At 71.7% G+C, this 13430-nt stretch carries 13 protein-coding genes and 1 tRNA gene; 5 read left to right on the top strand and 9 right to left on the bottom strand.

Annotated features, from left to right (window positions below):
* Positions 1 to 21: 21 nt before the first annotated feature.
* The 4 genes from ehuA to ehuB are packed head-to-tail and all read right to left on the bottom strand — an operon-like array spanning position 22 to position 3143.
* Positions 22 to 846, bottom strand: coding sequence for an ectoine/hydroxyectoine ABC transporter ATP-binding protein EhuA (gene ehuA, locus ASD48_RS06080; RefSeq protein WP_079073621.1), 825 nt, complete (start codon positions 844 to 846; stop codon positions 22 to 24).
* A complete protein-coding gene (gene ehuD, locus ASD48_RS06075; protein WP_057600345.1) occupies positions 836 to 1483 on the bottom strand; it encodes an ectoine/hydroxyectoine ABC transporter permease subunit EhuD in 648 nt (215 codons plus the stop codon). Before ehuD ends, ehuA begins: the two co-directional genes overlap by 11 nt.
* The gene (gene ehuC, locus ASD48_RS06070) at positions 1480 to 2220 is read right to left on the bottom strand and encodes an ectoine/hydroxyectoine ABC transporter permease subunit EhuC (RefSeq protein ID WP_057601030.1); all 741 of its coding nucleotides are present in this window, start codon (positions 2218 to 2220) and stop codon (positions 1480 to 1482) included. The genes ehuD and ehuC overlap by 4 nt, the downstream gene beginning before the upstream one ends.
* Positions 2220 to 3143 carry an ectoine/hydroxyectoine ABC transporter substrate-binding protein EhuB gene (gene ehuB, locus ASD48_RS06065; RefSeq protein WP_057600344.1) on the bottom strand — a complete coding sequence of 308 codons (924 nt, stop codon included), beginning with the start codon at positions 3141 to 3143 and terminating at the stop codon, positions 2220 to 2222. Before ehuB ends, ehuC begins: the two co-directional genes overlap by 1 nt.
* A gap of 97 nt (positions 3144 to 3240) precedes the next feature.
* On the opposite strand from ehuB, the gene ASD48_RS06060 reads away from it, so the two are divergent.
* Entirely contained in the window at positions 3241 to 3762 is a 522-nt protein-coding gene (locus tag ASD48_RS06060) for a DUF3830 family protein (RefSeq protein WP_057600343.1), read from the top strand.
* A 58-nt stretch (positions 3763 to 3820) separates the two neighbouring features.
* On the opposite strand, the gene ASD48_RS06055 is transcribed toward ASD48_RS06060, so the two are convergent.
* Together ASD48_RS06055 and ASD48_RS06050 are read right to left on the bottom strand one after the other, a co-directional pair.
* Entirely contained in the window at positions 3821 to 5194 is a 1374-nt protein-coding gene (locus tag ASD48_RS06055; RefSeq protein ID WP_057600342.1) for an amidase, read from the bottom strand.
* Positions 5195 to 5217: 23 nt separating this feature from the next.
* Positions 5218 to 6180, bottom strand: coding sequence for a D-2-hydroxyacid dehydrogenase (locus tag ASD48_RS06050; RefSeq protein ID WP_057600341.1), 963 nt, complete (start codon positions 6178 to 6180; stop codon positions 5218 to 5220).
* Positions 6181 to 6317: 137 nt separating this feature from the next.
* On the opposite strand from ASD48_RS06050, the gene ASD48_RS06045 reads away from it, so the two are divergent.
* The 3 genes from ASD48_RS06045 to ASD48_RS06035 all read left to right on the top strand — a co-directional run bounded on the left by ASD48_RS06045 (position 6318) and on the right by ASD48_RS06035 (position 9133).
* Positions 6318 to 7166 (top strand): aspartate/glutamate racemase family protein, encoded by an 849-nt coding sequence (locus tag ASD48_RS06045; protein WP_057600340.1) that lies wholly within the window; start codon positions 6318 to 6320, stop codon positions 7164 to 7166.
* Complete coding sequence (locus ASD48_RS06040) at positions 7163 to 7894, top strand: decarboxylase (RefSeq protein ID WP_057600339.1); 732 nt, start codon at positions 7163 to 7165, stop codon at positions 7892 to 7894. The genes ASD48_RS06045 and ASD48_RS06040 overlap by 4 nt, the downstream gene beginning before the upstream one ends.
* A gap of 120 nt (positions 7895 to 8014) precedes the next feature.
* On the top strand, positions 8015 to 9133 hold the full coding sequence (locus tag ASD48_RS06035) for an LLM class flavin-dependent oxidoreductase (RefSeq protein ID WP_057600338.1): 1119 nt from the start codon (positions 8015 to 8017) through the stop codon (positions 9131 to 9133).
* Here ASD48_RS06035 and ASD48_RS06030 read toward each other — a convergent pair.
* Positions 9112 to 10947, bottom strand: a complete 1836-nt coding sequence (locus tag ASD48_RS06030; RefSeq protein ID WP_057600337.1) for an EAL domain-containing protein — start codon at positions 10945 to 10947, stop codon at positions 9112 to 9114. The genes ASD48_RS06035 and ASD48_RS06030 overlap by 22 nt on opposite strands.
* A 337-nt stretch (positions 10948 to 11284) precedes the next feature.
* Here ASD48_RS06030 and ASD48_RS06025 point away from each other — a divergent pair, with 337 nt between their 5' ends.
* The gene (locus ASD48_RS06025) at positions 11285 to 12553 is read left to right on the top strand and encodes a M6 family metalloprotease domain-containing protein (protein ID WP_057600336.1); all 1269 of its coding nucleotides are present in this window, start codon (positions 11285 to 11287) and stop codon (positions 12551 to 12553) included.
* Between the two features lie 80 nt (positions 12554 to 12633).
* On the opposite strand, the gene ASD48_RS06020 is transcribed toward ASD48_RS06025, so the two are convergent.
* A tRNA-Lys gene (locus ASD48_RS06020) sits at positions 12634 to 12707 on the bottom strand.
* Positions 12698 to 13285 carry a bifunctional DNA primase/polymerase gene (locus ASD48_RS41275; RefSeq protein WP_063887403.1) on the bottom strand — a complete coding sequence of 196 codons (588 nt, stop codon included), beginning with the start codon at positions 13283 to 13285 and terminating at the stop codon, positions 12698 to 12700. The genes ASD48_RS06020 and ASD48_RS41275 overlap by 10 nt, the downstream gene beginning before the upstream one ends.
* Positions 13286 to 13430 lie beyond the last annotated feature (145 nt).

Here is a 13430-nt window from a genome sequence, read left to right as displayed (position 1 = left end):
GGGTGGCGCCCGCCCCCGCACTCACAGCACGGCGCTGAGGAACTCCCGCGTCCGTTCCTGCTCCGGATCGCTGAAGATCTTCTCCGGCGGGCCCGACTCGATGACACGACCCGAGTCGAACATCAGGACCTGGTCCGAGATGTCCCGGGCGAAGCTCATCTCGTGGGTCACGCAGAGCATCGTGATGTCGGTGGTGCGGGCGATGTCCCGCAGCACGTCCAGGACGCCGGCCACCAGCTCAGGGTCCAGCGCGGAGGTCACCTCGTCCAGCAGGAGGACCTGCGGGCGCATCGCCAGCGCGCGGGCGATCGCCACCCGCTGCTGCTGGCCGCCGGACAGCTGGGTCGGGTACTTGTCGATGTGCTCGGTAAGGCCCACCAGTTCGAGCAGATCGCGGGCCCGTTGCTCGGCCTCGTCCTTGGACAGGCCGGAGACGGTCACCGGAGCCTCGGTGATGTTGCGCAGCACCTTCATGTTCGGGAAGAGGTTGAACTGCTGGAAGACCATCCCGATGTTCTTGCGGACCTCACGGACGTGCTTCTCGCCGGCCCGGACCAGCTTCCCGTTCCGCTCCTCGTGGGTCAGCCAGTCGCCGCCCACCCTGATCGTGCCCTCGTCGGGCTCGGTCAGGGTCATCAGCAGCCGCAGGATCGTCGTCTTGCCGGAGCCCGACGGGCCGATCAGCGTGACGTGCTTGCCGGAGTCGACGGAGAAGTCGAGCCGGTCGAGGACGGTGTTGTCGCCGAAGCGCTTGGTGACCTTGTCGAACCGGATCAGCTCACTGCCGTCCACCGGCGGATTGGCGAGGAGTTCGGTGTTCTCTGCGGGATTGGTGTCAGCGGACAAGGCGTCGCTCCAGGGCTCGGATCAGGAGGGAGGCGGGGTAGGCGATGACGATGAAGGCCACGCCCACGACGGTGAGCGCCTCGGTGGTGAAGGTCTCGTTGCTGAAGGCCTGGGCCTCGCCGAGCATGTCGAAGGCCCCGATGGTCGCGATCATCGGAGAGTCCTTGAGCATGGCGACGACGTAGTTGCCCAGCGGCGGGACGACGCGGCGGATCGCCTGCGGGAGGATCACCGCCCGCCAGGTGCGCCCCTTGGACAGGCTCAGCGCCGTGGCCGCCTCCCACTGGCCGGCGGGGACGCCGTCGATGCCCGCGCGGTAGACCTCGGCGGTGTAGGTGGAGTAGTGCAGCCCGAGGCCGACGATGCCGGTGGTGAGCGGCGACATCGACGGGCCGAAGTTGGGGACCACGTAGAAGAGGAAGAAGAGCTGCACCAGCAGCGGTGTGTTGCGGATGAACTCCGTGACGGCGACGACCGGCCAGCGCACCCAGACCTGCGTCGACCGCTGCGCCAGCGCCCACACCAGACCCAGCGCGAAGGCGATCAGGGTGCCGATGGCCAGGGCCTGCAGGGTGACGAGCACGCCGTCCCAGAACCGCGGCATGAAGTCTTGCACGACGTTCCAGTCCCAGCTCATCCCATACCTCCCGCGGACTGCGAACCGGCCGGAAGGCTTGCGCCGCGGGCGGCGGCCTTCCCGGTCGTCCCGCCGTTCTTCGCCGGCAGCTGCCCGATGCCGGCCTTCGCCCTGCGCTCCAGCAGCCGCATACCGCGGGTGATGAGGAAGGCGAGAACGAAGTAGAGGACCAGCAGCAGGCTGTAGACGGGGGTGGTCTCGTTGGTGCCCAGCCGGAGCAGATTGCCGGCGAACGTCATGTCGGCCACCGTGATGACCGAGACCAGGGCGGTGCCCTTCAGCAGCTCGATCAGCAGGTTGTTGAACGGCGGCACCATCTCGGGCCAGGCCTGGGGCAGTTCGATCAGGCGAAGCCGCTGCAGGCGGGTGAAGTTGAGGGCGATGCCCGCCTCCTTCTGAGCCGGCGTGACCGCGGCCAGGGAGCCGCGCACGATCTCGGAGCCGTAGGCGCCGTAGGTCAGGCCGAGCGCGCTGACGCCGGCCCACATGGGCACCAACTGCCAGCCGAAGAGGGGCAGCGCGAAGAACATCCAGAACATCAGCACCAGCGCCGACATGCCGCGGAAGACCTCGAAGTAGATCCCGGCGAGGAAGCGGACGATCCAGTGCTGCGACCCGCGGGCGAGACCGATCCCGAACGAGATGGCGGCGCCGAGGGCCGCGGAGAGCACCGTCACCTGGACCGTGACCCAGATCCCCGGCAGGAACCAGGTGGTGAAGAACTCGGAGGTCATCATCAGCCGCACAGCTCCTTCGCCGTGAGGTCCGTCATGTCGGCCTTGGCGAAGCCGAAGGGGCCGACGATCCGCAGGAGTTCCCGGTAGTCGTCCTCCTTGAGCTTCAGCAGCTCCTTGTTGAACGCGTCCCGGAAGTTCTTCTCGGACTGCCGGAAGGCGAATCCGCCGGCGCCGTAGGCGGGCTTGCCGTCGACCACGGGCTGGAACGGCTCGGTGGCCGACACACGTCCGGAACCCGCCACCGCCGACTTGACCGTGATGCGGGTGCCCGCGAAGGCGTCCACCCGGCCCTGGGCCACGGCGTCGAGCCCGGCCACCTGGTCCGGCAGGACCAGCACATCGCCGATGCCCGCGGCCTTGGCGTAGTCGATCTGGGCGTAGGCCTTGCCGGAGGCCAGCTTGAGGCCCTTCTTCTTGACGTCCTCGTACGTCTTGATGCCGTGCGGATTGCCCTTCCTGACGATGAAGGAGTCCAGCATCAGGTAGTCCGGGTCGGCGAACAGCACCTGTTCGCACCGCAGGGGATTGATGTACATCCCGGCCGACACCACATCGAACTGCCGGGCCTTCAGCCCGGGTATGAGGGCACCGAAGTCGACCGGCACCGGCTTGACCTCGCCGATGCCGAGCTTCTTGAAGATCACCTTCGCGATCGCGGGCGCCTCTCCGGTGGCCTGTCCGTCGTCTCCGACATAACCGAAGGGCGGTTCGCTGGCGATGCCGATCTTCACGGATCCCTGATCCCGCAAGGTGTCCAGGAGGCTGCCTCCCAGCACCTTTCCGTCTCCCGGGACGCGGCTGCAGCCGACCACCCCGAGACTGCCCGCCGCGCTCAGCGCCGCTCCGGTGAGCAGCGAGCGGCGGCTGAGTCTTCCGCGACGGCCGTTGTCGGTTCCTGATCGATGTGCGTGTGGTCGAGCCATAGGCGCGCCGCTACCCGACTTCCCGCGAGATACACGGGCCGCTTTCGGCCCCGGTCGTCGCCGAGGCCGCCTTGACCGCGGGTGGACCATGGAACGCATGGCTGACCGATACATCGAAGTCTCGCTGGTCAAGCGCGGAATCACCGCCACGGCGCAGCTGCTCGACGATCGTGCGCCGATCACCTGCGCGGCCGTCTGGGATTCCCTTCCGCTCGCCGGAGACGTCTACCACGCCAAATATGCCCGTAACGAGATCTACGCCCTGTTCCCGCCCTTCGCGACATCCGAACCACCGCTGGAGAACCCGACCGTCACTCCCATCCCGGGAGATCTCTGCTATTTCTCCTTCGCGGGAGCGGAACTGGGCACCCGCGCCTACGGCTACGACCGCGAGGTCCGCCCCGGCACCACGGTCGTCGACCTGGCCCTCTTCTACGAACGCAACAACCTGCTCCTCAACGGCGACGTCGGATGGGTCCCCGGCATCGTCTGGGGGCGGATCGTGGATGGCCTGGAGGAGATGGCGCAAGCGTGCAACGACCTGTGGCGGACGGGCGCGGCGGGGGAGACGCTGCGCTTCCGGCGCTCCGGCCCGGCCGGGGACGCCCCCGCAGGGTGACGGTGACGGTGACGGTGAGGGCGAGGCCGAGCGGGCGGGCGGGGAGCGCGGGCGCGGCCTACGACCAGCCGCGCAGCGCGTGCCCCGCCCGCAGCACCAGGTCGTCCCGGTGGCGGGCGGCCACGACCTGCAGCCCCACCGGCAGCCCGTCGACGTCCGTGCCCACCGGGACGGTGGCCGCGGGCTGCTGGGTGAGGTTGAAGGGGTAGGTGAAGGGTGTCCACCCCGTCCAGCGCCGATGTCCCGAACCGGCCGGCACCTCGACTCCCGCCTCGAACGCCGTGATCGGCAGCGTCGGGGTGAGGAGCAGGTCGTAGGTGTCGTGGAAGCGGCCCATGCGGCGGCCCAGTTCCATCCGGACGTCCACCGCGGAGAGATAGTCGAGGGCGGTGTACCGCGCGCCCTCGGCGCAGATCTCCCGCAGGCCCGGATCGAGCGCCTCCCGTCGGTCCGCCCGCAGCCGCCGGGTCACCTGGGCCGCCCCGGCGAACCACAGGGTGTGGAAGGCGTCCACCGGGTCGGTGAAGTCCGGGTCGGCCTCCTCGACGAACGCGCCGAGCTCCGCCAGCCGCTCCACGGCCCGCCGCACCGCCGCCGCGACCCCCGGCCGTACCGCGACCTGTCCGCCCAGCGACGGCGAGTACGCCACCCGCAGTCCGCGCACGCCCCGGTCGAGTCCGGCCCGGAACGACCCGTCCGCCGGCCCCAGCGCCGACCAGTCCCGTGAGTCCGGCACGCCGATCACGTCGAGCAGCAGCGCCGCGTCCGCCGCGTCCCGGGTCATCGGACCCACGTGCGCCAGCGTGCCGAAGGCGCTCGCCGGATACAACGGCACACGGCCGTACGTCGGTTTCAGCGCGAAGATCCCGCAGAACGCGGCCGGGATACGGACGCTGCCCCCGCCGTCGGTCCCCAGTGACAGCGGCCCCGCGCCGAGCGCCACCGCGGCCGCGCTCCCGCCGCTGGAACCGCCCGCCGTGCGCGACGGGTCGTGCGGGTTGCGGGTCACACCGGTCAGCGGGGAGTCCGTCACCCCCTTCCAGCCGTACTCGGGGGTGGTCGTCTTGCCGACGAAGACCGCGCCGGACTCGCGCAGCCGGGCGACGGAGGGGGCGTCCTCCTCCCAGGAGCCGGACGGGTCGACGGACTTCGAGCCGCGCAGGGTCGGATGCCCCTTCAGCAGCAGGATGTCCTTGACCGTCACCGGCACCCCGTCGACCGGCCCCGCCGGCTCCCCGCGCCGCCACCGCTCCCGCGAGGCCTCCGCCCGCGCCAGCGCCTCGTCGGCGAGGATCCGCACGAACGCGTTCACCTCCGGCTGGATCCGCTCCGCCCGGTCCAGGGCCGCGCGGGTCGCCTCCACGGGGCTGAACTCGCCCTTGCGGTAACCGTCGAGGAGCTCGGTCGCCGTGAGTGTGGTGAGGTCGGTCATGCACCCTCCCGAGGCCGGGGACGTCAGTGTCCGGGCACGTATCCGCGCTGCTTGTCGACCACGTTCCGCAGCGGTCGGCCCGCCGCCCACCGCTCGAACAACTCCACGAACTGTGCGCCGAGTTCGTCCCGCCAGCCGACCGTGTCGCCGCTCATGTGGGGCGAGATCAGCAGCCCCGGGACCCGCCACAACGGGCTGTCGGCGGGGAGGGGTTCGGTGGTGAGGACGTCCAGGGCGGCGCCCGCGATCCACCGCCGCTCCAGGGCCCGGACCAGCGCGTCCTCGACGACCAGCGGGCCGCGGCCGACGTTCACGAAGCGGGCGGAGGGCTGCATCACGCCGAACCGCCGGGTGTCGAACATGCCGTGCGTCTGCTCGGTGAGCGGGGCGGCCGCGATCACCCAGTCGGCGCGGGCCAGGAGCCGGTCCAGGTCCTGGGGTCCGTGGATGCCGGTGCGCGGGACGCGGCCGACGACGGCCGTGGTCATGCCGAGCGCCTTCAGGGTGCGGGCGATCGCCCGCCCGATGGGCCCGGACCCGACGACGACGGCCCGGGTCCCGGAGACCCGCCCGCCCTCCCGGTGCCGCCACTCACCCCGCTGCTGAAGCTCCCAGGTCCGCGGCAGATCCTTCGCCATCGCCAGGACCAGCGCGGCGACGTACTCGGCGATCGGCTCGTCGAAGATCCCGCGGGCGTTCGTCACCACCGTGTCCGAGGCGGCCAGCTCGGGGCACAGCAGATGGTCCACGCCGGCGCTCGCCGTGTGCACCCAGCCCGGCCGCGGCCCCTCGCCGGGCCAGGCGGCGCGTACCGCGTGCGAGGTGAAGTCCCAGACCAGCAGGACGTCCGCGCCGGGCAGCCGCGCGGCGAGGGAGGCCTCGTCGGTGTGCAGCACCCGGGCCCGCCCGGTGAGCCGCCCGAGCCGGGGCGGGGGATCGGCGTCCAGCACGAGAACCGTGGGCAGAGCTGCGGGGACGACGGCCATCCGATGCCCCCTCCGTCCGTGACCAAGTGCCTGACGTGCGCGGATTGACCACGTTCGCACCCGAACCTAACGTCGTCAACACGGCCGTTCGTGCGGCTCGTTGCGCATCCTGTCTCCCGGTGAGGGCGGTGCCCGCAATGGACGTCACCTTTCTCGGCGGCCCCCGCGCGCAGCGCGGCCTCGGTGTCGTCGCCCCCTTCGACTTCGCGCTGGACCGCGAGCTGTGGCGCTGGACGCCGGACGACGTCTCGCTCCACCTGACGCGCACGCCGTACGTCCCCGTCGAGGTCAGCCTGGACCTCGCCCGCCGGGTGAGCGAGCACGAGACCCTCGGGGACGCCGTCCGCACCCTCATCGCGGTGGCCCCCGAGACCGTGGCCTACGCCTGTACCTCGGGCAGCTTCGTCGGCGGGCTCGCGGGGGAGCGGGCCATGTGCGAGGCGATGACCAGGGCCGGGGCGACACCGGCCGTGACCACCTCGGGCGCGCTGATCGAGGCGCTGACGGAGCTGGGCGCCCGCCGGGTGGCCCTGGTGACGCCGTACACGGAGTCGGTGACGCGGTCGCTGGAGGAGTACGTGGCCGAGGCCGGCGGCACGGTCACCGGACGCGCGTTCATGGGCCTGACCCGGCACATCTGGAAGGTTCCGTACCGGGAGGTGGTGGAGATGGCCCACCGGGCGGTGCGCGCGCCCGCGACCGCCGACGTGCTGTTCATCTCCTGCACCAACCTGCCGACGTACGACGTCATCCCCCAACTGGAGGCCGAACTGCGCATACCGGTGATCTCGGCCAACCAGGTGACCATGTGGGCGGCGTTGCGCCGACTGGGTACCCGGGCGGTGGGACCGTATCAAGCGCTGCTGGACGCCTCGGCACGCGTGTGGCCCCCCGGGCTGCCGGACACCCGGGTACCGCGGGAACTTCCCGTGCCGCAGGAACCCCCGGTCCTGCCGGACGAAGAGCAGCAGGAAGGCTGGACATGACCGCACTCGGTTTCCTCTATCCGGGCCACTCGGCCGAGGACGACTACCCCCGTATCGAGCAGCTCCTGGGCAGTGACATCCGGTTGGACCTGGTCCACACGGACATCGGCGAGGACGCGCACAGGGTCGACGCGCTGCGCGAGATGGGCACGCCGGAGCGGCTGGCGAAGGGCGTCGAGCAGCTGCGGCTGGCCGGCGCCGAGGCGGTCGTGTGGGCCTGCACCAGCGGCGGCTTCGTGCACGGCTGGGAGGGTGCCCAGGAGCAGGTGCGCGCCCTGGCCACGGCGGCCGGGATGCCGGCCTCCTCCACCTCCTTCGCGTTCGTGCACGCGGCCCGGGAGATCGGCGCCGGGCGGGTCGCAGTCGGGGCGACGTACCCGGACGACGTGGCGGCACTGTTCGCCGGGTTCCTGAGGGCGGGCGGCGTGGAGGTGACCGGCGTCCACAGCGCCGGGATCGTCACGGCGGCCGAGGTCGGCACCTGGGGCGAGGCGGAGGTGTTCGCCCTCGCGCGGGCGGCCGACGCGCCCGACGCCGGGGCGATCCTGCTGCCCGACACCGCCCTGCACACGGCCGCCTTCGTCCCCGCCCTGGAGAAGGAGTTCGGCAAGCCGGTCCTCACCGCCAACCAGGTCACGGCCTGGGAGGCCCTGCGTCTCACCGACCGCCGGGTGAACGCCCCGGGCCTGGGCCTCCTGTTCACCCGGGAGCCGATCGTGCAGGTGTGACCGGCAGGCCGCCCCGGTCGCCCCGGCCGGTCGCCCCGGCGGGCCGACCGGGAATAAACGGGGACACCCTCCTGTTATCCGCCCGAGGACAGTGCACGGTCGACAAACAGGAGGACCCCGGTGGCGGCGGACGAGACGGTGAGCGATGTGACGGCGGCGGACGAGATCCGAGGGGTGGCCCGGGGCAGTGCGCCGGTGCCCCTCTCGGTGCTGGACCTGGTCACCGTAGGCTCCGGTCGCACCGCCACCGACGCCCTGCGCACCAGCGTCGACCTCGCGCGGTTCACCGAGTCGCGCGGCTTCCACCGCTACTGGGTCGCCGAGCACCACTCGATGCCGGGCGTCGCCTCCTCCTCGCCCGCGGTGATCCTCGCCCACCTCGCCGCCCACACCGACCGCATCCGGCTCGGCTCGGGCGGCGTGATGCTGCCCAACCACGCGCCCCTCGTCATCGCCGAGCAGTTCGGCACCCTGGAGGCACTGGCCCCCCGCCGCATCGACCTCGGCCTCGGCCGCGCGCCGGGCACGGACGGTGCCACCGCCGCCGCCCTGCGCCGCACCGCCACCCTGCACGAGGGCGCCGACGACTTCCCCGAGCAGCTCGCCGAGCTCACCCGTTTCCTGGACGACGACTTTCCCGACGGCCACCGCTACCGCCGTATCCACGCGATCCCCGGCCCGGTCCAGGGCACGTCCCCCGGCGGGGTGCAGTCGCCGCACCGGCCGCCGATCTGGCTGCTCGGCTCCTCCGGCTTCAGCGCCCGGCTGGCGGGTGTGCTCGGCCTGCCGTTCGCCTTCGCGCACCACTTCTCGGCGCAGAACACCGTCCCGGCCCTCGATCTGTACCGGGAGTCCTTCCGGCCGTCCGAGGTGCTCGCCGAGCCGTACGCGCTGATCGGCGTCTCCGTGCTGGCCGTCGACGACGAGCGGGAGGCCCGCCGCCAGGTCCTGGCCACCGGCCTGAACATGGTCCGGCTGCGCGGTGGCCGCCCCGGCCTCTTCCCCTCCCCGGAGGAGGCGGAGGCGCACGAATTCAGTCCGCTGGAAAGGGAGTTCGTCGACTCCTGGGGCGCGAACATCATCCACGGCACGGCCGACGAGGTCCGCTCCGGCCTCGACGACCTCCACAAGCGCACGGGTGCCGACGAGTTGATGCTCACCAGCCACGCCCACCGCGGTGAGCTGCGCCTGCGCTCCTACGAACTCGTCGCGGACGCCTACGGGTTGCCGACGGCGTAGGTCTCGGTCCCCAGCAGCTCGGAGATACGATCCGGCGACACCGGACGGGAGTACAGCCACCCCTGTCCGGTGTCGCAGCCGATGCTGCGCAGCCGGGTCGCCTGTGCCGAGGTCTCCACGCACTCGGCGGTGACGGTCAGCCCCAGCCGGTGGGCGAGGTCGATCATCGCCTCGACGACGACCTGGTCGGCCGGGTTCGGCGGGGAGCCCGCGCCCTCGTACTGGAAGCCGCGCACGAAGGACCCGTCGAGTTTCAGCACCGACACCGGCAGCCGGCTCAGGTAGGCGAGGTTGGAGTAGCCGGTGCCGAAGTCGTCGATGGCGATGCCGACGCCCATGTCGCTGAGGGCCTGGAGCGCCTGGAGCGGCCGCCCCGCCGAGCCCATCACCGCCGACTCGGTGAGTTCGAGCTGGAGCAGGTGCGGCGCGAGCCCGGTCTCGGCCAGGATCTCGGCCACATCCGCCACCAGGTCGGAGTCCCACACCTGACGCACCGCCACATTGACGCTGACGAACAGCGGCGGATCATCCGGATTGTCCAGTTGCCACTGCCGTGCCTGCCGGCAGGCGGTGGCCAGAACCCACCGGCCGAGCGGCACGATCGAACCGTCCTCCTCGGCCAGCGCGACGAACCGATTCGGCGACAGCAGTCCGAACCGGGGGTGATCCCAGCGGACCAGCGCCTCCACGCCGCGCAGCCGGCCGTCCGACATGCCGACCAGCGGCTGGTAGTCGAGGCGGAACTCGCCGCGCTCGATGGCCGGACGGAGCGTGGAGGCCAGCGCCTGCCGGGTCATCAGATGGGCGTTGCGCTCGGGGTCGAACAGTGTCCAGCGGTCCTTGCCGTCCACCTTCGCCCAGTACAGGGTCGTGTCGGCGGCCTGCATCAGACCGGTCGCCGTGGTGCCCGCCGCGTGCCGCTCCACCACCCCGATCGACGCGGAGACGTTCAGCCGGTGCCCGGCCAGGTCGAAGGGGGCCTGAAGTGCCTTGAGCACGGACTCGGCGAGGTCGGCCAGCTGCTCGGTGCCGGTGGAGTCCTCGACCAGCAGGGCGAACTCGTCGCCGCCCAGCCGGGCCACCAGCGGCACGCTCGGCCGGGTCTGCCCGGCCTGCTCGGCGCTCTCCGTCAGCCGTTCGGCGACGGCGGCCAGCAGCAGGTCGCCGACCCGGTGACCGAGGGTGTCGTTGACCGCCTTGAAGCCGTCCAGGTCCAGGTAGCACAGGCCGATCCGGCCGGTCCCGCTCTGCTCGTACGCCTCCGCCTCCAGCGCGGCGGACACCCGCTCGAAGAACAGGGTCCGGTTGGGCAGCCGGGTGACCGGGTCGTGCATCTGGAGATGCCGCAGTCTGGCCTGGAGATCACGGTGGGCGCTCACGTCGGCTACCGACAGCAGTACGCCGGGCATGTCCGCGTCGAGGGGGGACACGGTGACCTGCGCCCACAGTGAGCGCCCGTCGGGCTGTTTCAGGCGCCGGGTGCAGCGCAGTCTCGCCTGCCGGCCACGCAGTACCTCGCGGTAGGCGTGCCAGGTGCGCGCGTCGGAGGTCAGGTCCAGCAGGTCGGAGGCGACCCGCCCGACGAGGCCCTCGCTCCCGCCGCCGAGCAGCGCGCCGAGCGCGTCGTTGGCGTCGACGATGCGACCCTCGCCGTCGACGACGGCCATGGCGAGGGGTGCCGCCGCGAAGACGGAACGGTAGGCCGGTGGTCGGTTGACCAGGAGCCCGCTTTCCGTACTGTCGATGTCACTCTCTGTGACGGCTGACCGGTCGAGGTCTGCCGCGGGCGTCGGCCCTTCGGACGTTCCGCTCACCGCTCGCTCCCGCAGTGCACTCGATCGCTGTCCGTGCAGGAAAGTCTGCCGATCATAGAGGCTGCCCCCGGACCCGCGCAGCCACTGCCCAGTGTCCCCGAACAACCGGCCTTTCTGACAGATCGTTTCTGCCCGCACCTGGCCCGGTTCTGTGGGGGGACGACCGCTTGTGACGTTCCGTGAGAATTCCGGGGGTGTCGAGGTGATGCCCGCTTTCCGCCTCCTCACTCGTCTGGGGCAGACAAACAGGGCGTAGTACGACAATTTCACACAGGCTGGGTGGCGGTGTCCCGTGAACCGCCTTCCGGAGGTCTCTGTGCCGCGACTGCCGCGACGTGTGCGACTGCTTCCGCGCCCCCGACTGCGCAGTGCGGCGGCCGTGTTCACCACCCTCTCGGCGCTGGTCGCGAACTCGCTCGTCGGCGGCCCGTCGGTCGCCGAGCCGTTCTCCCCCGCCCCGTGCGCCCTGACCCGCACCACGGCCCATCACTCGGAGGGCGTGGACACCTGGAACGGCGCGTACCCCCGGCCTGCCCGTTCCCTCGACGCCGTGATGGTCTTCCTGTCCTTCCCGGACCGGTTCCCGACGACCTCCCCCGACGAACTGACCGCCGACCACTTCCCGGCCACCAGCAACTTCTTCCGGCAGGCCTCCTACGGGAAGTTCGCCCTGCGCGCGCATCCGCTGAAGCGCTGGATCAGCATGCCGAAGCCGTCCACCGCGTACGCCATACAGCGCGACTGGAGCCCCGGCAACCGGGCCGCCTACCTGCATGACGCGCTGGCCGCCGCCGATCCCCACGTGGACTTCTCCCGCTACGACGTCGTCTACTTCGTGGCCGACCCGGACGCGCCGGGCGTCGACTCGGACGCCACGAAGGTCGTCAACCTGGACACCCCGCTGAGCGCCGACGGCACCGACATCCGCCGGGTCGTCACGGTGTTCGAGCAGCACCCCCCGGACCGTCTCGTCCTCGCCCACGAGACCGGCCACGTCTTCGACCTGCCCGACCTCTATCACCGCCCCGTCGACGGCAAGGGCGACTGGGACACCTACGTCGGCGACTGGGACCTGATGGGCAGCCAGTTCGGCCTCGCCCCCGACCTCTTCGCCTGGCACAAGTGGAAACTGGGCTGGCTGGACGAACGCCAGGTGGTGTGCGTACGGGGGCCGGGTCCGACCCGGCTCACCCTGGAACCGCTGAGCGCCGGGCCGGGCGTGCCGGTCGCCCGCGCCTCAGGGACGCCGTCCTTCGGGCTCGGCAACGGGCCCAAGATGGCCGTCGTGCGCACCGGCCCCGACAGCGTGCTCGCCTTCGAGGCGCGCGGCCCCGCGGGCAACGACGGGGCGGCCTGCCGCACCGGCATCCTCGTCTACCGCGTCAGCAGCGGCGCCCGGTCCGGCCGGGGTCCGGTCGAGGTGATCGACGCCCACCCGCGCACCGAGGCCTGCTGGGAGAACTCCGTCTACCCGCCCCTCGCGGACGCCCCGGTCGCCCTGGGCGAGAGCTTCACGGTGCCGGGCAACGGCGTACGGGTGGACGTGGAGGGGCGCACGATGTCGGGGGAGTGGACGGTGAAGATCACGCCGGGGACGAAGCTGTGACCCCCGGGCCACCCCGGACGTGACCCGTCACGGGGCACGCGAAAGGCCCCTCGCTCTCGCGAGGGGCCTTTCGGTGTCTGTGCGCCGCCAGGGACTCGAACCCCGGACCCGCTGATTAAGAGTCAGCTGCTCTAACCAACTGAGCTAGCGGCGCCTGCTGACGTCGTAGACCTTAGCATCCTGATCCTGGGGAGGAGAAATCGAAATCCGCACGGCCGAAAGGGCCGCGCGGACGGCCGCCCACAGCAGGATCTCCGGGCCCGGCAGCCACGGATGTCGGGTGTCCGGGGCGACCATCCAGCGCGTCGACGCGCCGTCCCGGGCGGGGGCGAGCGCGGGCACGGTCACCGCGTCGCCCGTGCCGTGACACAGCAGTGGCGGCACCGTCGCGGTACGGCCGTCCCGGCGGCCTTCGGCGCTCCACTCCTCCCACTCCAGCAGCGAGGGCAGTCGCTGGGCGGTGCCCGGCGCGGCGAACAGCAGGGTCCGCCCGCGGAACGCGGCCACCGGCCCGGAGCCCGGCCCCTCGCCCCACAGCCGGTCGAGCATCAGCCGCCCGAACACCGCCGGCGCGCTGACGATGTCGAACGCCGAGCCGCAGGGCAGCACCACCGGGGCCTGCGGCCGCTCCTCCCAGAAGGCGAGCGTGCTGCGCGGATATGTCCCGGCGGAGGCCAGCCAGGCGGCGCCGTCCGGGGTGACGCCGATGGGTTCGTCGCATGCGCTGCTCATACCTCCAGGTCTACCGGGGGTGAGCGGACGAATTCACAGGGTTGCGGGAAACCGGGACGGGAGGGGACGGGAGGGAGTATCTTGCCCGCCCGGCATATGCCAGGCGGGCAGGGCGGGCGGGGCCCGGCCGGTGTGGCCGTCACGC

Origin of the sequence: Streptomyces sp. Root1310, assembly GCF_001426425.1 — a bacterium.
Taxonomy (GTDB): domain Bacteria; phylum Actinomycetota; class Actinomycetes; order Streptomycetales; family Streptomycetaceae; genus Streptomyces.
Note: the sequence above shows the minus strand (reverse complement) of the source record. Positions and strands in the feature narration are given on the sequence as shown.